Source organism: Pseudalkalibacillus sp. JSM 102089, assembly GCF_041366475.1.
GTDB classification, from domain to species: domain Bacteria; phylum Bacillota; class Bacilli; order Bacillales; family Guptibacillaceae; genus Guptibacillus; species Guptibacillus hwajinpoensis_B.
This window is the reverse complement of record NZ_JBEWYW010000001.1, coordinates 812703-838009: the sequence shown is the minus strand read 5'-3', so window position 1 is coordinate 838009 and position 25307 is coordinate 812703. Positions and strand designations below refer to the sequence as shown.

General features: G+C 39.6%; 27 protein-coding genes, 1 pseudogene and 1 riboswitch. Of the genes and pseudogenes, 16 read left to right on the top strand and 12 right to left on the bottom strand.

Translation table 11 applies throughout. The annotated features are described in order from the left end of the window. Positions 1-164 precede the first annotated feature (164 nt). Positions 165-1898: an alpha-glycosidase gene (locus ABVF21_RS04195; protein ID WP_371017535.1), complete on the bottom strand. Its 1734-nt coding sequence runs from the start codon at positions 1896-1898 to the stop codon at positions 165-167. A 296-nt stretch (positions 1899-2194) separates the two neighbouring features. On the opposite strand from ABVF21_RS04195, the gene ABVF21_RS04190 reads away from it, so the two are divergent. From ABVF21_RS04190 to ABVF21_RS04170, 5 genes are all read left to right on the top strand, one after another. Continuing rightward, positions 2195-3478: an extracellular solute-binding protein gene (locus tag ABVF21_RS04190; protein WP_303534743.1), complete on the top strand. Its 1284-nt coding sequence runs from the start codon at positions 2195-2197 to the stop codon at positions 3476-3478. 95 nt (positions 3479-3573) lie between these two features. After that, positions 3574-4857 carry a carbohydrate ABC transporter permease gene (locus tag ABVF21_RS04185; protein WP_194222272.1) on the top strand — a complete coding sequence of 428 codons (1284 nt, stop codon included), beginning with the start codon at positions 3574-3576 and terminating at the stop codon, positions 4855-4857. Between the two features lies 1 nt (position 4858). Then, on the top strand, positions 4859-5701 hold the full coding sequence (locus ABVF21_RS04180) for a sugar ABC transporter permease (protein ID WP_226612558.1): 843 nt from the start codon (positions 4859-4861) through the stop codon (positions 5699-5701). Between the two features lie 228 nt (positions 5702-5929). Next, positions 5930-6970: a LacI family DNA-binding transcriptional regulator gene (locus tag ABVF21_RS04175; RefSeq protein ID WP_303534748.1), complete on the top strand. Its 1041-nt coding sequence runs from the start codon at positions 5930-5932 to the stop codon at positions 6968-6970. A 167-nt stretch (positions 6971-7137) separates the two neighbouring features. Continuing rightward, the gene (locus ABVF21_RS04170; RefSeq protein ID WP_303534749.1) at positions 7138-7677 is read left to right on the top strand and encodes a BclA C-terminal domain-containing protein; all 540 of its coding nucleotides are present in this window, start codon (positions 7138-7140) and stop codon (positions 7675-7677) included. A 153-nt stretch (positions 7678-7830) separates the two neighbouring features. Here the strand turns inward: ABVF21_RS04170 and ABVF21_RS22795 are convergent, their stop codons facing one another. From ABVF21_RS22795 to ABVF21_RS04160, 3 genes and pseudogenes are all read right to left on the bottom strand, one after another. Next, entirely contained in the window at positions 7831-8232 is a 402-nt protein-coding gene (locus ABVF21_RS22795; protein ID WP_425589850.1) for a DUF11 domain-containing protein, read from the bottom strand. A gap of 462 nt (positions 8233-8694) precedes the next feature. Continuing rightward, positions 8695-9249: pseudogene (locus ABVF21_RS22790) on the bottom strand (hypothetical protein); the annotation flags it as partial. Positions 9250-9410: 161 nt separating this feature from the next. Continuing rightward, complete coding sequence (locus ABVF21_RS04160; protein ID WP_371017533.1) at positions 9411-10280, bottom strand: SDR family oxidoreductase; 870 nt, start codon at positions 10278-10280, stop codon at positions 9411-9413. Positions 10281-10425: 145 nt separating this feature from the next. Here ABVF21_RS04160 and ABVF21_RS04155 point away from each other — a divergent pair, with 145 nt between their 5' ends. From ABVF21_RS04155 to ABVF21_RS04135, 5 genes are all read left to right on the top strand, one after another. Continuing rightward, positions 10426-11589 carry a histidine kinase N-terminal domain-containing protein gene (locus ABVF21_RS04155; RefSeq protein ID WP_303534754.1) on the top strand — a complete coding sequence of 388 codons (1164 nt, stop codon included), beginning with the start codon at positions 10426-10428 and terminating at the stop codon, positions 11587-11589. A 39-nt stretch (positions 11590-11628) separates the two neighbouring features. Next, a riboswitch (TPP riboswitch) is annotated at positions 11629-11731 on the top strand. Between the two features lie 136 nt (positions 11732-11867). Then, entirely contained in the window at positions 11868-12560 is a 693-nt protein-coding gene (tenA, locus tag ABVF21_RS04150) for a thiaminase II (protein ID WP_371017532.1), read from the top strand. After that, complete coding sequence (locus ABVF21_RS04145; RefSeq protein ID WP_226612570.1) at positions 12557-13135, top strand: ECF transporter S component; 579 nt, start codon at positions 12557-12559, stop codon at positions 13133-13135. Before tenA ends, ABVF21_RS04145 begins: the two co-directional genes overlap by 4 nt. Positions 13136-13146: 11 nt before the next feature. Continuing rightward, positions 13147-14598: an ABC transporter ATP-binding protein gene (locus tag ABVF21_RS04140; RefSeq protein ID WP_371017531.1), complete on the top strand. Its 1452-nt coding sequence runs from the start codon at positions 13147-13149 to the stop codon at positions 14596-14598. Continuing rightward, a complete protein-coding gene (locus ABVF21_RS04135; protein ID WP_303534776.1) occupies positions 14576-15370 on the top strand; it encodes an energy-coupling factor transporter transmembrane component T family protein in 795 nt (264 codons plus the stop codon). Before ABVF21_RS04140 ends, ABVF21_RS04135 begins: the two co-directional genes overlap by 23 nt. A 41-nt stretch (positions 15371-15411) precedes the next feature. Here ABVF21_RS04135 and ABVF21_RS04130 read toward each other — a convergent pair whose 3' ends face one another. Further along, a complete protein-coding gene (locus ABVF21_RS04130) occupies positions 15412-15543 on the bottom strand; it encodes a DUF3941 domain-containing protein (protein WP_226612574.1) in 132 nt (43 codons plus the stop codon). Positions 15544-15620: 77 nt separating this feature from the next. Beyond that, positions 15621-16475, bottom strand: a complete 855-nt coding sequence (locus ABVF21_RS04125) for a DegV family protein (protein ID WP_303534779.1) — start codon at positions 16473-16475, stop codon at positions 15621-15623. A 277-nt stretch (positions 16476-16752) separates the two neighbouring features. On the opposite strand from ABVF21_RS04125, the gene ABVF21_RS04120 reads away from it, so the two are divergent. After that, complete coding sequence (locus ABVF21_RS04120) at positions 16753-17601, top strand: YitT family protein (protein WP_303534781.1); 849 nt, start codon at positions 16753-16755, stop codon at positions 17599-17601. A 503-nt stretch (positions 17602-18104) separates the two neighbouring features. Here the strand turns inward: ABVF21_RS04120 and ABVF21_RS04115 are convergent. After that, entirely contained in the window at positions 18105-18365 is a 261-nt protein-coding gene (locus tag ABVF21_RS04115) for a NifU N-terminal domain-containing protein (protein ID WP_303534782.1), read from the bottom strand. A 67-nt stretch (positions 18366-18432) separates the two neighbouring features. Beyond that, complete coding sequence (locus ABVF21_RS04110) at positions 18433-18891, bottom strand: GNAT family N-acetyltransferase (RefSeq protein WP_303534783.1); 459 nt, start codon at positions 18889-18891, stop codon at positions 18433-18435. Positions 18892-19041: 150 nt separating this feature from the next. Here ABVF21_RS04110 and ABVF21_RS04105 point away from each other — a divergent pair, with 150 nt between their 5' ends. After that, complete coding sequence (locus ABVF21_RS04105) at positions 19042-19701, top strand: diphthine--ammonia ligase (protein WP_303534784.1); 660 nt, start codon at positions 19042-19044, stop codon at positions 19699-19701. 27 nt (positions 19702-19728) lie between these two features. Beyond that, entirely contained in the window at positions 19729-20310 is a 582-nt protein-coding gene (locus ABVF21_RS04100) for an SGNH/GDSL hydrolase family protein (RefSeq protein ID WP_371017530.1), read from the top strand. Positions 20311-20385: 75 nt separating this feature from the next. On the opposite strand, the gene ABVF21_RS04095 is transcribed toward ABVF21_RS04100, so the two are convergent. The 3 genes from ABVF21_RS04095 to ABVF21_RS04085 form a co-directional block, all read right to left on the bottom strand. Next, entirely contained in the window at positions 20386-20601 is a 216-nt protein-coding gene (locus ABVF21_RS04095) for a DUF3813 domain-containing protein (RefSeq protein WP_303534787.1), read from the bottom strand. A 2-nt stretch (positions 20602-20603) separates the two neighbouring features. Continuing rightward, the gene (locus tag ABVF21_RS04090; protein ID WP_303534789.1) at positions 20604-20747 is read right to left on the bottom strand and encodes a hypothetical protein; all 144 of its coding nucleotides are present in this window, start codon (positions 20745-20747) and stop codon (positions 20604-20606) included. Positions 20748-20838: 91 nt separating this feature from the next. Next, on the bottom strand, positions 20839-21678 hold the full coding sequence (locus ABVF21_RS04085; protein WP_303534791.1) for a Cof-type HAD-IIB family hydrolase: 840 nt from the start codon (positions 21676-21678) through the stop codon (positions 20839-20841). Positions 21679-21860: 182 nt separating this feature from the next. Between ABVF21_RS04085 and ABVF21_RS04080 the strand changes: the two genes are divergently transcribed. The 3 genes from ABVF21_RS04080 (at position 21861) to ABVF21_RS04070 (ending at position 23476) form a co-directional block, all read left to right on the top strand. Then, positions 21861-22178 (top strand): hypothetical protein, encoded by a 318-nt coding sequence (locus ABVF21_RS04080; RefSeq protein WP_194221169.1) that lies wholly within the window; start codon positions 21861-21863, stop codon positions 22176-22178. A 128-nt stretch (positions 22179-22306) separates the two neighbouring features. Continuing rightward, the gene (locus ABVF21_RS04075; RefSeq protein WP_303534793.1) at positions 22307-23074 is read left to right on the top strand and encodes a prolyl oligopeptidase family serine peptidase; all 768 of its coding nucleotides are present in this window, start codon (positions 22307-22309) and stop codon (positions 23072-23074) included. An 81-nt stretch (positions 23075-23155) separates the two neighbouring features. Beyond that, positions 23156-23476, top strand: a complete 321-nt coding sequence (locus tag ABVF21_RS04070) for a metal-sulfur cluster assembly factor (RefSeq protein ID WP_194221171.1) — start codon at positions 23156-23158, stop codon at positions 23474-23476. Between the two features lie 93 nt (positions 23477-23569). On the opposite strand, the gene ABVF21_RS04065 is transcribed toward ABVF21_RS04070, so the two are convergent. Then, positions 23570-25243 (bottom strand): LysM peptidoglycan-binding domain-containing protein, encoded by a 1674-nt coding sequence (locus tag ABVF21_RS04065; RefSeq protein ID WP_303534795.1) that lies wholly within the window; start codon positions 25241-25243, stop codon positions 23570-23572. Positions 25244-25307: the final 64 nt, after the last annotated feature.

Here is a 25307-nt window from a genome sequence, read left to right as displayed (position 1 = left end):
AGGTTATTTTTTGAAAATTTAAAATAGTGCGTTACATAATCTAACCTTAATAAATGTAAGTAATCAAAATATTCCAAGTGGGGTAAGTGTGGTTGCGCTTTCAGTTGATTTCGAATTCTGAGGCATAAAAAGAAGCTCCTGGGTGATGACCAGGAGCTTGTTGCTTATGAAATGTCTAAAATAGTGAAGCCAAATGGTTCAAGATGAAGAAGGCTAGAGTCGTGCTGACTCCCTAAAAGAGTTTTTGCGTTCAAATAGTTGAGTGAGAGATCAGTAGTTATAGTCTTTTCTGAGTTGTTTAATAGAAAGAGGAGCGTTTCATTATTCGTTTGCCTCTTATATTGAATAAGCGTTTCATCTGTATACACCACTTCGAAAGTTCCATCGTTCCGAAATGCAGGGTGTTGATTGCGTAGGGCGATCAGTTCTTTTAAAAACTGAAATAGTTCAGTGTCCTGGTCTTTTTCATCCCAAATCATACATTCTCGACAACCAGGATCAGCGCCACCTTTCATCCCAATTTCGTCACCATAATAAATACAAGGTGTTCCTGGGAAAGAGAATTGGAGGATATACATAAGCTTCACGACCTCCTTTTTCCCGTTTGCTAGTGTGAGGAGTCGCGGTGTATCGTGACTTCCTAATAAATTAAAGGCAACCTCATTCACATTTGCAGGATAAGAGTGAAGGAGTGCGGATAGTCGGTTCCCCATTGTTTCGGCAGAGATTTTTCCATTTGTATAATGATCAAGTAGGGCAGCAGTTAAAGGATAGTTCATTACAGCATCAAACTGATCGCCCTGTAACCACGGCATCGAGTCGTGCCAGATTTCACCAAGAATATAAAGCTCAGGCTTAACTCGCTTTACCTCTCTTCTAAATTCACGCCAGAAGCGGTGATCAATTTCATTTGCAACATCAAGTCGCCACCCGTCAATATCAAATTCTTCTACCCAGTAGCGACCAACTTGTAGTAAATACTCTCTCACTTCTGGGTTCTCAGTATTAAGCTTAGGCATTGTCGCTTCAAAGGCGAAAGTATCATAGGAGGGAAGAGGTTTTGTTTCAATTGGATAGGACCTCACGTGAAACCAGTCTCGATAGCGTGATGCTTCTCCGTTTTTTAATAAGTCCTGAAAAGGTTCGAAGTAATATCCGCTATGATTGAAAACAGCATCAAGCATAACTTTAATGCCTCTTTCATGACAGGCTTTGACGAGCTCTTTAAATGTTTCTTTATCGCCAAATTGTGGGTCAATCTCCATGTAATCGATTGTATCGTACTTATGGTTTGAGGCCGCTTTAAAAATAGGTGTGAAGTAAATGCCGCGAATTCCAAGGTCTGTTAAGTGATCAAGATGATTTATTACCCCCTGAAAGTCTCCCCCGAAAAAGTTGTTACGCTCCGGAGGGTATTCACCCCATGGAAGCGTATCTTTTGGATTTAAGGAAGCATCCCCGTTAGCAAATCGTTCGGGAAAGATTTGATACCATACTGTGTCCTTCACCCATTCAGGAGCTGTAAAGATATCAGCTTCATTTAGGAAAGGGAAACTATAATAGTCGTTTGTATCTGATGGCTGTTCCGTATAGAATCCTTTTTCAGTATGATAATATGCTTCATTTTTATCTTCTAGATAGAAGCCATATCTCAATCTACGATAAGGAGGTTGGATCTCTACACTCCAATAATCGAATAGAGAGTCTGAGCCAGTTACTTTCATTGTTTTAGAAGTGAACTGCCATGCGTTGTCTTTCCAATCATACGGATCTCCATAAATAAGGGAAGTGGATGTCACATCATCTTTCTTTGTTCGGATCATCAGGTGTAGCGTTTTCTTATCATATGCGTAAGCATAGTTGTTCTTTGGGCGGTGATAAATGGCTTCTTTAAACATAACTAGATACCTCCATGTGCAATCGCTTGCATTTTGATAATAGGAAACTCTTTTCAAGAACTAATCGAAATGGAATGTTGCTTCTATATAAATGTAGAAGATCAAAGTAGGTTAGTCAAATGTAAAAAACAAGGTGAATTTACTGTTTCGAAAAAATTTTGAAAAAACTTTGTGCAAACGGTTGCGAAAATTTTATAGCCATGTATAATAAGTTATAGAAAGACAGTGCAATCGTTTTCATTAAGTTATATGAAAGCGCTTGTACTCCTATCGTAAAATTAAGAGGGGGTTAACACATGAAACGCTTTTTCGCTTTGTTTCTTACACTAGTTCTTGCAATCGGCGTTCTTGCAGCATGCGGACCGCAAAACAATGAAAACGCTTCTAGTAACAACGGGGGCAGTGATTCTGAGGGAGAAGATGCAAATAAACCTGAGAAGCTAGTTGTTTGGGAAGATACAGATAAAGGGATTGCACTTGAACCGGCTATTGCTAGTTTCGAGGAAGAGTACGGAATTAAAGTTGAATTTAAAGAACTAGGTATGGCTGACGAAATTAGAGAGCAAATTCGTCTTGATGGTCCAGCAGGTACTGGTCCTGACGTTATTACACTTCCGCACGATCAAATTGGACAAGCTGCAGTTGAGGGACTCATTTCCCCAATCGAAGTTGAACAGTCTGTGATTGATACATTTACAGAATCTTCTATTCAAGCTGAAAACTTTGACGGTAATCTGTATGGACTACCAAAAGCAACAGAAACACCTGTATTCATTTACAACAAAGATCTCATGGACAAAGCTCCGGAATCAATGGATGAAGTCTATGATTTCGCAAAAGACTTCACGAAGGACAAGCAGTATGGCTTCCTTGCGCTATGGGATAACTTCTATTTTGCGAACGCTGTGCTTTCAGGATATGGCGGCTATGTGTTTGATCGCACTGATGAGGGATTAAACCCAGATGACATCGGTCTTAATAATGATGGTGCTATTGAAGGAACGGAATACATTCAGAAATGGTATCAGGAAGATCTTTTCCCTAAAGGCCTAATTGGTGAAAACGGTGGATCTACAATGGATGGTCTGTTTAATGAAGGGAAAGCAGCTTCCGTTATGAACGGACCATGGTCTTTCCAGGGTTATAAAGATGCTGGAATTGACATTGGTGTTGCGCCGATGCCTACACTTCCAAACGGAGAGAATTTCAAAACGTTTATCGGTGTTAAAGGCTGGCACGTAAGTAATTTCTCTGAGAACAAAGAATGGGCTACGAAGCTTGTTGAATGGTTAACAAATGAGGAAAATGCAAAGATTCGTTACGAAAAAACAGCAGAAATTCCTCCTGTTAAATCACTAATTGAAGATCCAGTTATTGCTGATAATGAAGGTGCAAGTGCCGTAGCACTTCAATCTCAATATGGCGTTCCAATGCCTAACATTCCAGAAATGGCTGAAGTATGGGAGCCAGCAGCGTCTGCTCTACAATTAGTAGCAACAGATAAGCAAGAACCAAAAGCGGCCCTTGATGAGGCTACAAAAACAATTAAGTCTCAAATCGAGCAGAATCACAGCAACTAAAGTTTTGAAAATTTAAAGCGGTACTCCGGAAACGGGGTACTGCTTCTCACTTTAAAGCTAGAAAAGTGGGGAGAAGAAAGGGGATTGCCATCACGATGGAGGCAACTGAGCGTCAAACAAAGCATCGAAAAACAGCACTTGCTTTATCACTAATACCTGGATTCGGTCAGTTTTATAACAAGCAGATCCTCAAAGGACTTATGTTCTTCATCTTAACGGTTTCATTTGCCGTTGCTTTTGCTGACTTAATCAACATTGGATTATGGGGGATCGTTACCCTGGGGGAAAAGCTACCACGAGATCACTCCATCTTCTTGTTAACACAGGGAATTATCGCTGTCCTTGTTATCCTGATTGGATTGGTTATTTATTTCTTAAACCTAAGGGATGCATATTTGAATGGAAGAAATCGTGATCTAGGCATTCCCTTAAATTCTGTTCGAGAGCAATACCGTAATGTTTCTGAACAAGGATTTCCTTACTTAATGCTATCACCTGGATTTTTCTTATTAATTTTTGTTGTTATTTTTCCGATATTGTTTGTTATTTTACTTTCGTTTACAAACTACGATCTTTACCATTCTCCACCAGCTAATTTAGTAGACTGGATTGGGATTCAAAACTATATTGACATATTTAAGCTAGACATCTGGCGCGATACTTTCATCGATGTTTTCTCATGGACAATCGTATGGACATTTGTTGCGACAACAGGACAAATAGCGATTGGTATTTTTCTAGCCGTTTTGATGAACCAGAAAGACCTTAAATTTAAAGGCATCTTTAGAACAATCTTTATCTTGCCTTGGGCCGTACCAGCTTTCGTATCAATCCTTGTGTTTGCGGGGATGTTTAATGAGACGTTTGGTGCGATAAATAACGACATCTTAGCAGCGTTCGGTATCGATGCGATACCATGGCTTACAGAGCCATTTTGGACTAAAGTTGCTTTAATTCTTATACAGTTCTGGCTTGGATTCCCGTTTATTTTCGCTATGGTAACGGGTGTGCTTCAATCGATTCCAGATGAATTATATGAAGCTGCAACAGTAGATGGTGCGAATATCTGGCAGAAGTTTAGAGGAATCACGCTTCCAATGGTTCTTTTTGCAATCGCGCCAATTTTAATCACACAATATACATTTAACTTTAATAACTTTAACGTTATTTACCTGTTTAACGGTGGTGGTCCTGCCGTATCTGGTCAAACAGCAGGCTCTACTGACATTTTGATTTCGTGGATCTATAAGCTTACGTTTACGTCTGCACAATATGGCAAAGCTGCTGCTATTACCATGATTCTATCCGCCATTGTTATTGGTGTAGCACTGTGGCAGTTTAGAAGAACAAAATCATTCCAAGAAGAGGATATGATGTAATATGAGTCCAAAAATGCAGAATACCTTACGTTTAACACTGTCCTATATTGCCATCGCTATAGCTTGTGTCATCATCTTGTATCCAGTTCTGTGGATTGTAGGGTCTTCCTTTAATCCTGGTGACAGTCTATCTGGATCATCCATTATCCCGAAGGATGCAACATTGGAGCATTACAAATCGTTATTTAATACCGCTGAAAGTGATTATTTACTTTGGTATTGGAACACATTGAAGATTTGTATCATCACAATGATTCTAGCCGTAGCGATGATCTCCTGTATGGCGTATGCCTTCTCACGCTATCGTTTCGTCGGTCGTAAAAATGGATTAATGACTTTCTTAATTCTTCAAATGATCCCGAACTTTGCAGCACTTATTGCGATCTATGTATTAGCTTATACAACGGGTTTGTTAGATACGCACTTTGCGCTGATTCTTGTTTATACAGGTGGTTTACTACCAATGAATACCTGGCTTGCTAAAGGATACTTTGATACAATTCCAAAAGAGCTTGATGAATCAGCTCGAATCGATGGAGCAGGTCATTTCCGTATCTTCTGGCAAATCATATTGCCACTTGCGAAACCGATTCTTGCTGTAGTAGCATTATTTAGTTTCATTACACCGTTTACGGACTTTATTCTTGCTCAAGTTATTCTTCGTAGTGAAGATAAATATACGCTGGCGGTTGGTCTTTACAAAATGATTTCTGATCAGTTTGGTAATGAGTTTACAACGTTCGCCGCAGGATCAGTATTGATTGCGATTCCAATATCAATTTTATTCCTATCGCTCCAACGTTACTTTATATCTGGCCTTACTGCTGGAGGAACGAAAGGATAGATCAAGACGTGAGAAAGAAGAGAGAGAGGAAAGCTACTCTTGCAGCTTCTTTCTCTTTTTTTATCCTAACCTTTTGTTTAGAGACCTTTAATAGGCACGATTGTTTCTCTATAGTAGATGTCATTTTCAATAGAAATCGTTTACAATGAATCATTAGATAGTTAAGATAGACCAATTACTTATCATATGAAACGAACAAGCGAAAGCTTTGTATAGGAGGAAATCCCAATGGCAGTAACGATTAAAGATGTAGCGAAGCTTGCCAATGTTGCGCCATCGACGGTATCACGTGTGATCGCAAATAATCCACGAATTAGTGAGCAAACGAAACGTCGTGTCAGAGAGGCGATGGAAGAGCTTGGCTACCACCCTAACTATAATGCAAGAAGTCTAGCGAACCGGAGTACACAAACGATTGGCCTTGTTATGCCGAGTTCAGCAGATAAAGTATTACAGAATCCATTCTTTCCGGAGGTTCTTCGGGGCATTAGTACGAAGGCTCATGAAAAAGATTATACTTTGTATATGTCTACTGGGGCAACAGAAGAAGAAATGTTAGAAGGCGTAATGGGGATGGTTCACGGGCGCAGAGTGGACGGTATTGTAATGCTTTATTCAAGAATCGATGATAAAATCATGACGTTTCTACAGGAACAAAATTTTCCGTTTACCGTTATTGGGAAGCCACTAGTAAATCCAGATTCAATCACTCATGTCGATAATGATAATTTTAACGCGGCAAAAGATGTAACCGAGCATTTTATTGGCAAAGGTCATGAACGAATCGCATTTGTAGGAGGGAATTTAGATCTAGTCGTAACCGTGGAGCGGTTACACGGTTATGAAAAAGCCCTACAGGAAGCGGAAATCCCACTCCAGGACGATTATGTTGTTCATGTCGAGTTTCTAAAAGAAGGCGGACAGGAAGCGGTAATGGAATTATTTTCGTTAGAAAATCCTCCAACCGCGCTAGTTGTTGCAGATGATCTCATGGCCCTAGGTATCATGAGCAAGCTTGATGAGATTGGTCTTTCTGTTCCTGAAGATGTTTCTATTATTAGTTTTAATAATGTGATGCTCGCTGAATATGCGAGTCCGCCGCTTACTTCAGTTGATATTAATATTTTTCAACTAGGTTATCAGGCTGTGAACTGTTTACTAGAGAAAATTAGTGATCCTGAATCAGGAAACAAACGTGTTTGTGTACCACACCAAGTTGTGGAGCGCTGGACCGTTAGGACAATCAACCAGAATGAGAGTATGAAATAGCCACGAAGGTGGCTATTTATTTTGGGGATTTTTTGAGAAGGGTGTTAAAGGGTTGAATTTAAGTAATGAAAAAATAAAACTTTGAACAAGCAGTCACTTGCCGTTCCAACTTACATTACTCCAACGTTTACTATTAGTAAGTGAATTTATTTAAGTGGGGTGAGAATATGGGATGTTCAGGATGTGGTGGAAGTTATGCAGGAGGTGCATTTCCTAGACAAGGAGCACAGGGAATTCCAGGGCCTCCAGGTCCAGAAGGTCCAGAAGGTCCAGAAGGCCCAGTAGGACCAGAGGGACCGTCAGTGACTTCAACGTCCGGATTTGCCGCTAATACTTCGAATGCTAATATAAATACCGATATTTTAGGGACGGATTTAACTTTGCCGGATTCACAAAGTTTGCCACTAACGATAACTGTCGATGGCACTAATACTTTCTTTACAGTCCAAGAAGATGGAAGATATCGTCTTTCGTATCATATTAATCCAGAAGCTGCTTCTATCATAAATTCTAGAATAGTCGTAAATGGAGTGGAGTTACCACAAACTGTTATTTCTCCGACGGTAGCATCGACTAAATTTAGCGCAGAAGCCATAGTTTCTTTATTAGCTGGAGATGTTATTTCACTGCAACTATTTGGAGTGGCTACCTTAATTATACTAGATTCTGGCGTAGGGGCTTCACTAACAATTATGAGAGTAGAATAATCGACTATATTTAATAAGAAACATGCTAGATCATATTGTTTTGGCTCAATGCAATTGGTCAACACAGATCATAAATCAGCCCAATGGCGGTCAATAGCTAATAGAAAAAGGATCGCGTGATTAGCACGCGATCCTTTTTAATATAGGATTAAATTAACATACAGTAGATATTGCCTGGTTACTAGTAGCGATTTTACCACAGCTGAACTCGACTTCGGCTACATTAAGAACAAAACAGTTACATCGTTTCACAACAATCTGGAAGAAAATTGTAACGGTATCACCGACATCAATATCATCGAGGTCAATACCATATTGGGGATTACTACCTGGATATTGCACACCATCAATATACAAACTGTTCTCAATAAATTGGGTGCAAGCTGGAAGGTAATCAGTAAAGATTACGTTAATAGCGGGAACAACGCCGTTGTTTGTAATGGTGATCGTATACGAAAGCACGTCAAGATAGGTGGAAAATGGCTTATCAACGGTTTTCACGATATCTAAAATGGCATCCCCCTCGTCAATTTGAACGCCTAGTGCATTAGGCATATAAGCATCACCTGAAGATGTGAAGCGGAAAACAGCCGTTGATTGGTTGTTCGGTAATAGGCCAGCCCCACTGACGTTTGTAATATCCCATCCCTGTCTTCCGGCAACAATATTCGTTAATGTAAAAGGATCCTGGTTCCGAGTGCCAAATGTTCCGCTTGTGTCAAGATTTCCTGTGTCATCATTAATTTGAGAGCCGAAAAAGTTCCCAACTGGATTATTAGGTCCTGAGAGAAGGGTTAATGTACCTGCATCAGGCCCAAAAAGAGCTTGATCTCCTCCTATATTCGCGTCACCTTCTTGAGCTGAGATGAGTAAACGGGCATCTACCGTACCTGAAGGAGGAGTCATAAAACCTGAAATGGGAATATCAATAATAGGATTCAAAGGGTTAATAACGATACCATCTGCCCCAACAAATAAATTTAAAGATCGATTTGGTAATGTACTATTCGCATAAACAACAGCAAGCGTCCATCCTGCATGGTTCGTATCAGCTGTGGAAGCTTGTAGAGGATCAAGCAGTCCTGGTACGCCACCAGCGGTGTATGTACCAGCACCAGCTGCTTGAACAATAGAAGTTACATCATTGGAACGCATGTAAAATCCTCGCGTGTTTGCTCCAAATGTAAAAGTAGGCTCGTTACTAGTAGTTGGATCGGGACTAATTGTGAAATCTGTCCCATTTGGGTCAGTAAAAGTAACAGAATTATTAATTTCAGATGTAATATCTTCGTTTACTGAAAGATAATTTCCTCCCCAGATTAATTCAGCATATAAAACGGTACTTCCAGCTGGTAATACTAAATTGGCCTCTGAGTTATTTAATGTATAATCAAGAGTGGTTCCTGGTGGAAAAGTTGGCACTTGAAGTGTTGTATCAGTTGTAATAAATGCTCCGATACTACCTTGTGTTCCTGCTTCATTAGCGTTAAGTAACTGACTTAAACCTAACGTATTTCCTGTAAATGTCATGGCTCCACATGTTCGGGTGGAGTATCGATTGATAAAAACCATAATGACAACCCCTATTGAACATACGTGTTCAAATATAGTCTAAAATTATTTTCTCTATACTATATGAATGCAGTAAAAAGACGTATAAACTCTTGTCCAATTGAATCTTAAAAATCATTTTTTATAGAGTAACTAATATAAAAAACCTCCCAAAGGAGGTTTTAAGATGATAAGAACTGTCCGCCATTAATGTGAATGGTTTGACCGGTCATATAAGAAGATCCGTCCGAACCAAGAAGAACGTAAGCTGCAGCCAATTCTTCTGGCTGACCCGGTCTCCCCATAGGTGTATTCGTACCAAAGTTTTTCACTTTTTCTGCTGAGAAGGTGGAAGGGATAAGCGGTGTCCAAATAGGACCAGGTGCAACGCTGTTGACACGAATTCCTTTTCCAACGAGCGACTTTGCGAGACTCCTTGTGAACGTAGTGATTGCGCCTTTTGTACTAGAGTAATCGATCAGCTGGTCATTGCCTTCATAGGCGGTTACGGAGGAAGTGTTAATGATTGCACTTCCATTTTTTAGATGGGGAAGAGCGGCTTTCGTCAGATGAAACATGGAAAAAACGTTGGTGCGGAATGTTTTTTCGAGCTGTTCAGCACTAATTTCTTCTATTCCCTGTTGGGGGTGCTGTTCTGCTGCATTATTAATTAAAATATCGAGCTGTCCGAAATGATCAATCACCTGTTTAATCAAATCGTAAGCAAAGCTTTCACTTCCAATGTCTCCCGGCAACAATAAACATTCGCTTCCGACTTCTTCGATTTTTTGCTTCGTAAGTTGCGCATCTTCATGTTCGTCAAGATAAACAATGGCGATTTTTGCTCCTTCTTTTGCATAAGCAATCGCAACGGCTTCACCTATCCCACTATCTCCTCCAGTAATGAGGACGACTTTATTCGTTAATTTTCCTGATCCTTTATAATCTGGGTCTTCCATTAAGGGCATTGGATTCATTTCTTGCTGAGATCCTGGTTGATGATTTTGATGTTGTGCTGGTTGTCCATCCGTTTGTCTAAAATCTGGTCGCATGGGATAGCTCCTTTCAAATCATATATATGTAAGGAGTTTCCAATAGAGAGAATTTCTAAACCTAAAGTCTGAGAATATAATGATGACATTTCCATTACATGATAAAATGAAACAAACCTATAATGTAGTTTGTGAGGCGAGAGGTATGAATTTTGATTTAAGCGAATCTGAATTTGAAGAACGATTTGCGTCGTTTTTGGAACAAAGTCAGCCCGAAATTGTAGAAAAGTGGCTGCTTGGCGCAAAAATTTCTCAAGAGGATCCTTATTATGAAGAAATCATTAAGAATGGGAAACGAACGGTTGAACTTATCTCTCGTTATATTCGTCTTCAGGATGAAAGCTGGATTATGACATTAACTAAGAAAATTGCCAATGAGCGAATTGAAGCAAATGTTAATATCGGAGAGTTTATTGCGAATATTAATTTTGGGAGATCAGTGGTGATCTCTGTCTTAAACGAATCATCATTTGATAGAGATGAACTTTCGAAAGGTATTCAAATCATTAATAATTACTTTAACGCCTATTCGTATCATTCAGTGACGGAATACACGAAGGTGAAGGATAATATCATTCATGATAAAAACAAATTTATACAAGAAATGCATAGTGATCGTTTAACCATTCTTGGTCAGCTAGGTGCGAGCTTTGCTCATGAGTTTCGCAATCCTCTTACCTCCATTAAAGGATTTTTAAAATTATTAGAAGATGATAGTGATGCTAATAATTTAATCGAGAAACATTATTTCGAAATCCTTAATAGCGAAATGAAAAGTCTAGAAGAGAAGGTAAGTCAATTTCTTTTCTTATCAAAAATGCGTGGGAGCGATGATCGCCCTCTTTCATTAAATTTAAGTGGATTATTAAGATATACTATTGAAATTCTTTATCCAAGACTACTAGAATCAAAGATAGAAGTGGAAACAGCAATTCATCCAGACATTCCACTGTTCGGTGTAGAAGAACAAATCAAACAAGTCATTCTTAATATTATGATTAACTCGATTGAAGAGTTAAATGAAAATAAAATCGATCATCGAAAAATTGAGATGAGCGCAAAAGAAAACCATGGACGAATCACGATTGAAATTTCCAATAACGGACGGCAAATTTCATCGCATCTTGTTGAAAGTATCTTTCAACCGTTCATTAGTACAAAAAAACTAGGGACGGGTCTTGGATTGTCTGTTTGCAAGCAAATTATTGAAAAGCACGAAGGTGTGATTTCAGTGCGATCAAATCCAGAAAAAACAACTTTTGTTATCGAACTTCCAGTAATGGTTGACAAAGGTGTGAAAGAAGAGTAGCTTAATAGTTATCAAACTATCAATCAAAAAAGCTTTTTATATATCCACTAGGGGAGTCATTTATATGACTGAGACAGGATGTCCTGGACCCTTTGAACCTGATCTGGTTAGCGCCAGCGGAGGAAAGTGGAGACGGATGCCACCGCAGCCGCTCCATTTTTGGAGCGGCTTTTGAACGTTGTAAAAAAACGTTGAGTCGCTTCAGAAATGACGGAACAACGGCATTCAAGCTCCTTTCCTCTTTATCAGTTGGATGAAAAGCGGAGAGGAGTTTTTTTATGTCGTTTACTGAACAGTTAAGAGAGGAAGCAGCACCAATTTTTGAAGGAATCTTTAACCATCCATTTGTAAGAGGAATTGCGGAGGGAAAGTTAGAGAAGGAACAGCTTGTTCACTATGTAAAGCAGGACTTTGAATATTTGAATACATTTGTTCGAATCTATGGCATTGCGCTATCGAAATGTGAAAACAGAGAAGAGATGGCGCTTTTCACTGAACAAATATCATTTGTACTCCATAGTGAGGTTCATCCTCATAATAATTTGTGTCAAGCTGCAGGCGTCACTTATGAAGAACTGCAAGGCTATCCCCTCGCCCCGACGGCACACCATTATACGAGGCATATGCTTGACGCTGCTCATTCAGGTACGCTCGGAGAAATCGTTGCAGCGCTTCTGCCATGTCCATGGACATACCTTGAGATTGGTCAGCGTTTAATGGAAGAGGTTAATCCTAAAGAAGATCATCCTTTTTATGATTGGATTACGTTTTACGGAGAGAAGTCAATGGAACCAGTGACGGATCAACTAAGAAAAATCCTCGATCAGTGGGCTGAGACGGCACCTGAAAGAGAATTGAAGCGAATCAGGGACTATTTCATTCTTAGCTGTCAGTTGGAATATGGTTTCTGGGAAATGGCTTATCAAGTAGAAGAGTGGCCAATCTCCCTCCAAAAAGGTGAGCGGGTATGAAACGACTAAAGCTTTCGGACATTTTGATTACGATCGTGATTGCCCTTGTTTTTGGGATTATTTATAAATTGTGGGGACCGGTCTATAACGTCTTTAAACCATTTGGCCTTCATATTGGTGATGTGATTTACGGAATGTGGTTTATTGCGGGAACTGTGGCAGTGCTTCTTCTTCGTAAGCCTGGTGTGGCACTACTTGCAGAAACAGCTGCAGCTTCTGGTGAATTTCTTGTTGGTTCAGAATATGGATTATCTGTTCTTCTATATGGAATTGTTCAAGGATTAGGAACGGAATTAATGTTTGCCTTATTTGGCTATAAACGATACACCGCATTTGTTGCGGCGCTTGGAGGGATTGCTGCTGCGGTAGGCTCCATTGTCATGGATGCTGCCTATGGATATGTGATGGACCTTGCTCTATGGAATTTACTACTTCTCATTGGTGCTAGGTTAATAGGTGGTTTTCTACTAGCTGGGCTACTTGCTTATTTCCTTGTAGAAGCTCTAGAGAAAACAGGTGTTACTAGCTTGGTTAGACCAGCAAGTGATGAAGATTATAAGGCGTTAGATCAGTAAGGAGTGGTTATATGAAAGTGGGTGTATCAAACCTTCGTGTAAAATATGCGGGAGCGGAAACGCTGTTATTTAATAAATTATCTCTTGAGATTGCAGAAGGGGAAAAGGTCTTATTTCTTGGTCCGAGCGGTTGTGGTAAATCCACTCTTCTGCAAATATTATCTGGGTTAATACCAAATGCCGTTCCAGTGCCTATGAAGGTAGATGCCAAAAGCATTCCAAAATCTTCAGGCGTCGTATTTCAAGATCCTGATTCTCAGTTTTGTATGCCATATGTGGATGAAGAGATGGCATTCGTACTGGAAAATCGTGCTGTCCCGCAACCTGAAATGGAAGGGTTAATTCGTCATTATCTTGAGAAGGTAGGTCTTTCCTTTAAGGATCCGCATATTGAGATTAATTCACTTTCACAAGGAATGAAACAGCGACTAGCCATTGCATCCATGCTTGCACTTGAGCCAGACGTGATTTTTTTGGATGAACCGACCGCATTACTTGATCCTGCAGGTACTTCTGACGTATGGAAAACAATTAAGCAAATTAATGCTACACAAACAATGATTATTGTGGAGCATAAGATTAATGAAGTGATTGATTTTGTTGATCGCATCGTCCTTTTCGATTCAGAGGGAAGGATTATCGCAGATGCCGACCCAAAAAGTATCTTCTCCTTTTATAAACATAAGATGAAAGAATATGGGATTTGGTATCCGGGCGTATGGGAAGAACATACAAGTGAAAAAAATCTTCCTGCATCGTATGTTAAAGGGGAAGAAATTCTTGAGATTAAACAGTTAAAAGGGTATCGTGGCAAAATCCCAAAAATTGAAGTGCATAATGGATCAGCTCATGAAGGAGAATGGATTGTGGTTACCGGAAAGAATGGAGCAGGTAAAAGCTCCTTTCTTTTAAGTTTAATGAATGTGATGAAAACGTCCGGGAAAAAGAGAGTAAAGAATCAGGAATTAAAATCGATCAAAGATTCCCGTGAGCAACTAGCTTTTGTTTTTCAAAATCCAGAATTTCAATTTGTCACGAATTCTGTCTATGATGAACTTGCTTATTCCCTTGAAATGATAGGAGATGTGGAAGTAGATCAAAAAGTAGCCCAGTGGCTTCAAGCATATGATCTTAAGCAAGTGCGAACTCTTCATCCGTACCAGCTTTCTACGGGGCAAAAAAGAAGGTTAAGCGTAGGAACGGCCATGTTTGGTTCTCAACCGATTCTCTTGTTAGACGAACCAACATTTGGTCAGGATGCAAGTAATACGTTTAAGTTGCTAGCTTTATTTGAACAATTAAGGTCAAAGGGAATGCTCATTATCATGGTGACGCATGATGAGGAGATTGTTCAAAATTATGGGACGAGAGAGTGGGTCATTGAAGAGGGTAAGCTAACCGCTGATCGAGAACTTCTGAGAAGGGAAGAGAGGGAACATCATGCAGTGGACTCTACAATATAAAGAAACATGGCTTCATCGTTTAAATCCTGCTTTCAAATTGGTGTTCATTTTAGCATTATTTATCCTTCTTTTATTCGTTCACAATCCAAATTTGATTAGCAATGTAACAGTGGTTCCATTAATTCTCGTCTTGTTCGCCACAGGACATCAGAAAAAGATACTAGCGATCTTAATGATTCCATTTTTGTTATTATTTTTCTCAAGTGCTTCTAGTATGATGTTCTTTGGTCAAGGAACAACGACTTGGTGGAAGTGGGGAATCGTTCATATTACAGAAGAGAGCTTCTTTCGAGGTCTTCACATCGGGTTTCGAGCTTTAAATTTCGCCTTGCTCGGACTTCTATTCGCTTTGACAACGAGGCCAGTATTTCTCTTCTATTCCCTCGTTCAACAGCTTAAAGTACCGCCTCGGTATGCCTATAGCTTTATGGCTGCTGTTCGGATTCTTCCTGTTATGATGGAGGAATTCCAACAGCTAAGAGCTGCATTACTTATTAGAGGTATAAAAAAGAAAAAAGGGTTCGCTCGAATCATGCAGTCTGTGACGCTTTATGCGGTGCCGTTGCTTTCTCAAAGTATTCGTAGAGCTCATCGCATTGCAGTTGCCATGGAAGCGAAGCAATTCAATAATAAGGAACGAACTTATTATTACAAACAGACCTTTTCGAGAGTAGACGTATATTTTATACTCTACATCACGCTAGGTTTTTCTCTTGCTTATTGGGGTGGTCTAACATTTCCTTACTTCGATATCACAGATGTTAGAAATTAAGAAACCGGCTGGTTAGCCGGTTTCTTTTCATTGCTTGATTTCTACAAGTGGTCAGTATCCTTAGAATACTGGTGTTTCCCGCCTTCACGATTTTCTTCTTTCAACTTGTTTTTCAACATTCGTTTAGCATTATGATCAACTGCTTTTTTATTATTATCTTTTGTTGATGACACGTTATGTCCTCCCTTGCTAGGATTGCCATGCACAATAATAGAGTACGCGATTATGCGACATCCTATGTAAAAGGAAGTTATTTATTTAAGAAAAACAATGCAAGTGTTCCTGGTCCTGAGTGAGAGCCAATCGTAGCGCCTACTTCATGAATGACAAAGTGCTCACTCCCATATGTGTCTTGAATCGCACTTTTTAATTTTTCAGCGCTTTCAAGGTCATCTCCATGTGATATGCCGATTAATTGAGACTGAAGATTAACACCGCGTTCTTGCATGATCTCAACCATACGCTTTGTGACTTTGTTTTTTCCACGAATTTTTTCAATCGGAACAAGTTTCCCGTCTTCAACGTGGAGCACTGGTTTGATTTTTAACATTCCACCAAAGAAGGCCGAAGCTTTGCTGACGCGACCACCGCGTTGAAGGAACTCCAGGTCGTCTACTGTGAAAATGTGTTCCATGTGCGTTAAATACTTGCTGTTTAAGCTTTCTGATATTTGCTCAAATCCTTCACCTTTTTCAGCAAGCTCTGCAGCGTGGATCGCCATAAGTCCGTAGCCGAGAGAAGCAGCTTTGGAATCAATGACCTCCATTTGTACGTCAGGGTATTCTTCCTGTACTTCATTTTTTATGATGGCAGCGGATTGGTATGTACCTGAAATGCCAGAAGATAGCGCAATATAAATAAAAGGCTGACCCATTTTAGCGTATTTCGTAAATGTCTCTCGTATCCGTGCTGGAGGAATTTGCGACGTTTTGGCCATTGTACCTTCTCGCAAAGTCTTATATAACTCTTTTGCTTGGATCTCTTCACGGTCATAATACTCCTGATCTCCGATAATGACCATTAGTGGCATGATGTCGATGTCGTGCTTTCGTGCGAGATCCTCTGGCAAATCGGAGGCGCTATCTGTAATGATTTTAACTGTCATGGACGATCGTCCCTTCTTCATTTTTAAGTCAGTATGTAAATGAATGTTTGTTATAATCAAGTTTATCCCATTAGTAAAGAGGAAATCAATCCTATTGATGGGGTTGAATAGAAAACAGTTGACGTAGATTAGATAGTTTGATTAGATATACTTGGCTTAGTAGATGTGGCTTTACCTAATCGTCACTTATAAAGATCGGATCCTGAGAGTATTGTCAATCGGATCAGTCTCTACTTATATTCTGTAAACGAGTTAAATCTCTGTTTCAAAAAAGAAGGTGTTCTTATTGGAAGAAGTAAAAAAAATTATTGTAATTCTCTTAGGTGCGATTCTTGGTGCAGTTTCTTTGAACTTATTTCTTATCCCTGCCAATGTATATGCTAGTGGTTTTACTGGTATCGCACAGCTCATTTCTAGTGTACTAAGTGATTATACGCCTATTTCAATCTCAACGGGTATTTTACTTATGTTACTAAATATCCCTGTAGCTATTCTGGGGTGGAAGAAAGTGGGCAAGTCTTTTACATTATATAGCGTCATTAGTGTAGGAGCTACTACCTTTTTCCTTGAAATCATTCCAGTTCAGGCTCTGTCAGAAGATATACTGCTCAATGCAGTGTTTGGCGGAGTAATTGCAGCGATTGGTATCGGTTTTACATTAAAATGGGGGGCTTCCACCGGGGGAATGGACATCGTAGCCATGATTCTATCCCGCATGAAAGACCGTCCAATCGGTACGTATTTCTTCAGCATGAACGCGTTGATTATCCTCACCGCAGGAATGCTTTATGGCTGGGAAAAAGCCCTTTATACGCTCGTTACCTTATACGTATCATCTCGAGTAATCGACGTCATTCATACACGTCACGAAAAACTAACAGCTATGATCGTAACTTCCAAAGGAAATGAAATGCAAAAAGCCATTCATGACCGTCTTGTAAGAGGAATCACCAAGCTTCCTGCCAAAGGTGCTTACAGAGGAGAAGACAAAGAAATGCTCATGATCGTCGTCACACGTTATGAACTATACGACCTCGAGCACATCATCCAAGACATCGACCCAACCGCCTTCACCAACATAGTCAACACCACAGGCATCTTCGGATTCTTTAGAACGGATGGTTAAGAAAAGCGGAAGTGAGCGTTTAGGGACGACAAACGCTGGAGGCCCTTCATTTGAACACGGTTTTTGTGTTCGGATGAAGGGCTGAAGCGATCGAGAGGCTGGGCGCTGCAGCTAGCCAAGAAAAGCGGAGCGGGCCTGCCTAAATCCGCAGGATGTTGGAGCCCAAGAGATTGAGACGATTTTTGTCTCATTCGATTGGGCGAAACAGCCGAAGGATTTGGCCCGCACAGCTAGACAAGAAAAGCGGAGACGAGCGTTTAGAAACGGAGATATTGGAGCTCTTGAACTAGAACACGTCCTTTGTGTTCTGGTGAAAGAGCGAAATATCGCAGTTTCTGCGAGTCACAGCTAGACAATAAAAGCGGAAGTGGGCGTTTAGACACTGCAGGCACTGGAGCCTTTTCATTTGAACACGTCCTTTATGTTCTACTCAAAAAGTGAAACATCTCACCTACTACTTAACAACACAAAAAAAGTTCCTCGGGTATCCGAGGAACTTTTTTCTATGCGTTATTAGAGATTGTTTCTTTTACTTCTGGAAGTAATGTATCCCAATCTGCCTCTGGCATCTTATTAATTGTAATAAAATCCTGGTATCCAAACACATTATCAACACCATCTAATTTAAGAAGTGCAGCAGCCATTTGGTGATCAGGATTGTCATTCTTCTTGAAAGAATGGCTTGAAGTTCCTTCGAAAAGCTGTTGATCTGCCGTGATTTTAATAGCATTTGGGTTTGGTGTGCGATCTACGCGTAATTCCATTTTATAAACGCCTCCTTTCTCTACCATCTCTTAGTGTATCAGAAACAACTCTTTCAGCAAATAATCTTTAAGAAGAGAAGGTAAACCCGTATCTTTTTGAGATAATGTCATGGAAACCGAGGGAATTGTAAAGGTGTTTTGTAACAGCGTTATGAATTCCTGTCTCAAGTTCAATGCCCTTAATACCTTCATTCTCAGCCCAATAAATCACATGAAGTAGTAATTTCCTACCAATACCTCTATTTCGTGCATCTGGATCAACAAATAATTCATTTAACCAAATATATGGACCACCACTAGAGAGGCTGACGCCGATATTAAAAAACGCGACACCATGAACTTCATCATCAGACTCTGCGACAACGATTCGTGATGCTGTCTGTTCATCAAGAGCAAGCTTTACTCCTTTAATGAGTTTATCGTAGCTTCCATCTTGATCAGAACGAGTAATTTGCTTCATTAATAACTTTGAAACCTTTTCAATCATGTCTTCATCTGTCTGGCTAGATAATTGGTACACATTCATTACCGTTCCACCTCCGTCATACTGTTTCGACTTAAAACACTTCAATTCCTTTTTAAGAAGGTTTGAATAAAGTTTTTAATTAATTTCAAGATATTTGAAACATTCAGCCTTTTCTATTCGTCTATATAGAGTAAGAAAGGAGCTAATACATTGAATTTAATTTTTTCATGGAGCTCTGGGAAGGACAGCGCCATAGCTTTATTCGATTGTTTAAAGCAATCACATCTTCAAGTGAAAGGATTATGGACGACCGTCAACGAAACAAATGGTGCCATCCCTTTTCACGGAGTACATGCAGCGCTTCTTGAAAAGCAGATAGCTGCTATTGGTCTTCCTCTAACGATAACCAATTTACCAGATAACTGTACAAATAAGCAATACGAGAAACTTGTTAGCGCACAATATAAGGTGTTTAAAGAAGCAGAAATAGAAGGGATCGTTTTCGCTGATTTATTTCTAGATGATATTCGTCGTTATCGGGAAACGCTTTTACAGGAGTGCAAACTGAAGGGTATATACCCATTATGGCAACATTCCACTTTACATACGGCAAAAAGATTCGTCTCCACAGGTTTTAAAGCAGTGATCACAACGGTTGATCAGTCAAAAATATCTCCTGATTGGATAGGAAAACCATTTGACGATAACTTTCTTCAATCCCTTCCAGACCACGTGGATCCGTGCGGTGAAAATGGAGAGTTTCATACGTTTGTATCGGACGGCCCAATTTTTGAAAAAGAAGTGATAGTTGAAATTCAAGAAATCGTAGAACAAGGCAAGTATCGAACAGCCATTTTAAAGACCTGGTAACAACGGAATGAAAGGGGGAGGAAAGAAATGCCTGTACTTGTTTGTTTTGGCGACTGCCTGACAGCGAGAGAAGTAGATGATAAAGGAAACGAACGCCTTACATCAAGGATAAGAGGGGCTCTTGATGAATGGATCGTGATTAATGCAGGTTCAACACCAACTTCTAGAGAAGGGGTATCGCGTTTTCAGTCTGATGTTCTCAGCTACAAACCGGATTATGTAACCATTTTCTTTGGAACGCAAGAAGCTTGTTTAGGACAAGGTTCAGATTTAAGTGAATTTGAAAGAAATATTGAGTACATGGTTAAGAATCTCCCCTCAGAACGAGTTATTCTTATATCGCCATCACCAGTAATGAATGAAGGAAATGTCTCCATGACCAATCAGAAAATAGAGGGTTATGCTGATCGAATTAAACATTTAGCAAATAAGCTTGGAACAAGACATATTGATCTCTGGAAACTGATACGTGAAAATAAGAAAAGTAAAATGCTTTATGAAAAAGATGGTCTTCAGCTAAATGCAAAAGGATATAAGCTGATAACGAAAGAAGTACTGAATTTGCTTGGCAGACGAACAAAATTTAAACCAGTCATTAAACTTTTTTAAAATGGTGTGACTATAAATGAACGCATTTCCACAAAGAAGAACCCGTCGCACATGACGGGTTCTTCTTTGTGGAAATTAAAAGGGTTTATTGGATGATTCATGGCTAAGTTCTTGTATAACTTCCTGGTAAGATGTGAGCTGTTCTTTTTCTGCGCTTGTAGATTGGTGAAAAGCTGCAGAAAGATTATTTTGGGCCACATCGATTTGGTTTTGCAACTCTGGATGACCTGCGGCCATTTGCTCCGCTTTTGCAACGGCTTCTCGAGCAAGCTGAAAATGACGATTACCCATCGTTATTCACCACCTGACAAATTTTCTTGTTGTTGTTTCTTACGTTGTTCATTGCTGAAGCTTGTCAGGTCGTGTTGGTCCATGTTTTGGACAACTCGATCCGCACCTTCTTTTACCATTCTCTTTGTTTTACTATTCTTTGCCATGATTAATCCCTCCCTTTCTTTTATAGGATGAGTTCAGCGATCTGTAATTATTCGATTTCCATCCTTATTTCATTAAACAAAAAAAGACAGCTTATGATAGCTGTCTTTTATCAGGTAGGATGATGTTTAGCCTTTCTTCAAGGAAGGAAGCAACACCATCTTCTTCATTGGTCATCGTGATTTCGTTAGAGATATTTTTTAATTCAGCAATCGCATTGCCCATCGCCACGCCAGTTCCAGCATATTCGATCATTTCAAGATCGTTATCTTCATCCCCGAAGGCAATGATTCTTTCTTGAGGGACATTGAAATGCTCGGCTAACCGTTTAAGTCCTACTGATTTGTTTAATCCCGCTCGAACAATTTCAATAATGTTTAAGGGAGCAGCCCAAACGCGATGCTCGATCATCTCAGCGTGATGCTCTTTTAACATTGACCGAAGATCAGCGAGCTGCTGTTCATGTGGATGAATGAGAAGAGATGTAGGATCGTCTTTAAGGTTTTTATGAATTTCACCTGTATAGATAGAAGATTCGTTCATAATCATATTTTGCATAATTAATTCATCATGCTGATGCAAATAAACATCATCCAACACTTCGGCCATGATGTTTTTTACGTTAATTTCACTACAAGAAGAGACGATGGATCTAGCCGTATTTAATTCCATTGGTGAGTGATACGTCCCGAATGAGCGATCAAGAGGATGATGTACAAAAGCTCCATTGAAATTAACAATTGGAGAATCGAGTGCCAATTCATTGTAATAGCGCACGCTTGCTCGATAAGGCCTTCCTGTTGCGATAGCAACATGGTGTCCCTGTTTTCTAGCTTCGGCAATAACAGATTTTGTGCGTTCAGAAATATTCTTTTCGCTGTTTAACAACGTGCCATCAAGATCAATTGCGATTAGATGCGGTTTAGTTGTCATAGAAGCTCCTTTGAAAAGTGTCATTTGGTGTTTACACACTAATTGTACATGGCATCCATATATGTGTCTATTTAGGAATATTAAAATTTTGACAAGAATGTTAAAAGGATATGATAGCTGTTTGAGGAATTGTTAAGAAGGGTACACTTTAACTATCATTCCATTGGAGGTGGCAGTCGATTATGACTAAGAAACAGACATTGCTAATATCAAGTATTGCGGCAGGGACAATCGGCATTTCATCCTATTTGCTTAAGGATGAGGAGAAGAGAACGAAATTAAAGTCAAAAGCTAACGATATTCGGAAACAAGTGACTAAGAAGTTTAACGATACCTTACCAATTGAGAAGGCGGGTAACCCAACAACACCGGATCAGTCAGACGATAGTGGTGACAGCAAGATGGTGTATGAGGGATCACAGTTTCCAACTCAATACTACAATAAGCTTGAAAATATGAAATCAGTTGAAAAAAGTCACGAAGAGCAAATCAAAAATTAACAAACGGAACATGCAAGCGACTGCTTGCATGTTTTTACGTTTTCTATACTGTCCTTAAATTTCTCAATCAACTATATGAGTGGTACGATAGAGTAGAATGAGGGTTGCTAAAGGAAAGGGGCAAGATGATGATAACAATTGTTAATGAATACATAGAGAATATACCTGTCTTACACATAGTGGACGCTAATCTTGCTGAAGATAAGCTGCCATTAGTTATGTTCCAACATGGATTTACTAGCGCTAAAGAACATAATCTTCACATCGCATATCTTCTAGCAGGCGAAGGATATCGTGTTCTTCTGCCCGATGCTGTGCACCATGGTGAGCGTGAAGATGACCTATCAGGGAAAAAGAGGCAATATGTGTTTTGGGAAATTGTGATCCAAAGCTTAACAGAACTTGATCAACTAAGGCAGCATTTTGTGGATCGGAACCTGGTTCAAGAAGACCGAATCGGTATGTCTGGTACATCTATGGGCGGAATCCTTACATTTGGTGCTCTTACACAGTATCCGTGGATTAAAGCCGCCGTCTCCTTAATGGGTTCACCTTCTTACTTCAAATTAGCTAACGCACAAATACGTTATTTAAAGGAAGAAGGATTTAGTCTCCCTATTTCTGAAGAAGAGATGATAACACAAATTGAAGGATTGCAGTCCTATGATCTTTCTCTTCAAGAAGATAAACTTAATGGTCGTCCACTAATGATGTGGCATAGTACTGTAGATAAAGTTGTTCCTTATACTCTTACTTACGACTTCTATAACCAGATTAAACCGCTCTATAATGGGAAAGAAGACCGTCTGAAGTTTATTAAAGATGAGACTTCTGGCCATAAAGTTTCACGTGAAGCTGTCCTTGCTTTAGTGGATTGGTTTAAAACTCATTTATAGAATTAAGGCTTTTTGGTTTAAGTTAAACCTCAATTTGTTATAATGAAGGTTGGAAGCACATGTATGAAAGGAGAGAATGCTATGTCTGAACAAACAGATCAAGAAATGAGAGATAAATTATTTGAAGCTCTTGAGAATGTTATTGACCCTGAGCTTGGGATAGACATCGTGAATCTTGGCCTCGTATACGAAGCCGATCTTAATGATGAAGGTGTTGCACAAGTCGTTATGACATTAACAGCAATGGGTTGCCCATTAGCAGGCACAATTGTTAACGATGTAAAGCGCGCACTATCTGACGTGGAAGAAGTGAACGATGCTGATGTTAACATCGTTTGGAATCCACCATGGTCAAAAGATAACATGTCACGCTACGCAAAAATTGCGCTAGGCATTAGATAATGAAAGTAGGAAAGGAAGAGGGGCTCCTCTTCCTTTTTTTATTTTGGATATGAGTAATCGCTTATTTCAGCGAGGATGAGAAAATGACGTTTTCTATTCCGTACGCTCTACTACAATTTTGTCATTAATCATATTCCAAATAGCAGGGTCTTCCATACCCAATCTCCAAAGCGCCACGCCCTGGACACCAAGTTCATTAGCTAAGCGGATTTTTGCTTCTATGCTTTGTTCATTTTCAAACCAAACCTCGTGCTGATTTCCTTCTTCATCTTTATATCTGAAAAATGGCGTTTGACGCTCCTCGTTAAATTGAACTTCTGCATTGTGTTTCTTTTTCAATTTCATTGCCATGTCATAAGTGACATAAGTGCTTTTATCCGTATCAAGATTGAAATCAAACCCAAATACAGAGATAGCGGATACTAATTTCTCAGGGGGGATTCTCGTTTTAGCATAAGTCATTACTTTTTTCATCCACCCAGCCGTTACTGCAGGACCAGCTGGACTGCCAGGCCAGCCAAATTCGTTATAGAGCATCACAATAAATTGATCAACAGCTTTACCAATTTCGGCATAGTTAAATGGGTCTGAGAATGGATTCACTAATTCATCTGATGCTCTCGATGGAACGCTTGCTGAAAAGAAATATCCTTTCTTATGAAGCTCTTCCCCGATCGTCTGATAGAGAAGCGTCAGTTTATCCGCATCTTCGATATAAACATCCTCTATGTCGATGTCAACTCCATCGAAATTATACTTCTCAATTAATTTAACTAAGTTTAATGCAAATGCGCGACGATTTTCTTCACTTGAAACGAGTGTTTGAACAACTTTCTTACTCGGTTCGGTATCGCCTTTTTTGTATAGCAGGTTATGAACAACCGGCATAATTTTGATGTTTTGATCATGTGCCAGTTGAACGAGTTTCTCGATCTCCCTATCGCTAAACTTTCCAAACTTCTCAATCGTTGTTGGATTTGACTCGCTAATTCGAAACAGAAATAAAGCAAGTTGAGATAGAGCAGAACGGTTTGACACGAACGACTTATACGAAGAAGGAAGGGATGGACCTTCTTCAAGCGTATAGTATCCGATAATTCTTGATACAGGCAACTCATCACCATATGCATTAAAGGTAACAAGGCTATCAGAGATCCATCCGCTCGTGCCATCATATAGCTGGACTTTGTACCAATTTCCACGAATACCTTCGACAGCGAGCTTAGCCCCATTTCTCATTTGAGCAATGATGTTATACCCTTTACCAGGACCAGTTCTGACATTCGCCCGATCTGCCTTTACGACAACTTCTGTATATACTGGAATTTTAAGCGTTTGGCCAATGGAAAGATCATCTGTTGTTAAGTCGTTCAATACTTTAATACTCTTCGGTGTGGTATTGTTGTTCATAGCAATTTGATAAAGGCTATCTCCTGCTTTTACTGTATAATTGATTCGCATTGAGCGGTTTGCCGGAATATTAAGATGTTGACCAACGTAGATGAGGTTAGATGGCAGTTGATTTAATTCTTTTACTTCTTGAACAGGAATTTGAAAGCGATCGGATATGCTTAACAATGTATCTCCAGGTTGAACAGTGTAAGATGGATAATCAGTTGCTGAAGGAATCCGTAACATTTGACCTACATAGATAATATTTGAGTTCAGCTGATTGATTTGTTTGAGATCATTGACAGATTGGTTATGAGAATCCGCAATTCTAAGCAGTGTATCGCCTGGCTTTACCCGATATTGAATTTGAGGCATGATCATCACTCCTTTCCATATAAGATGCATCACTAACAATCTATTCAGCGCAGAGTCTATTCAT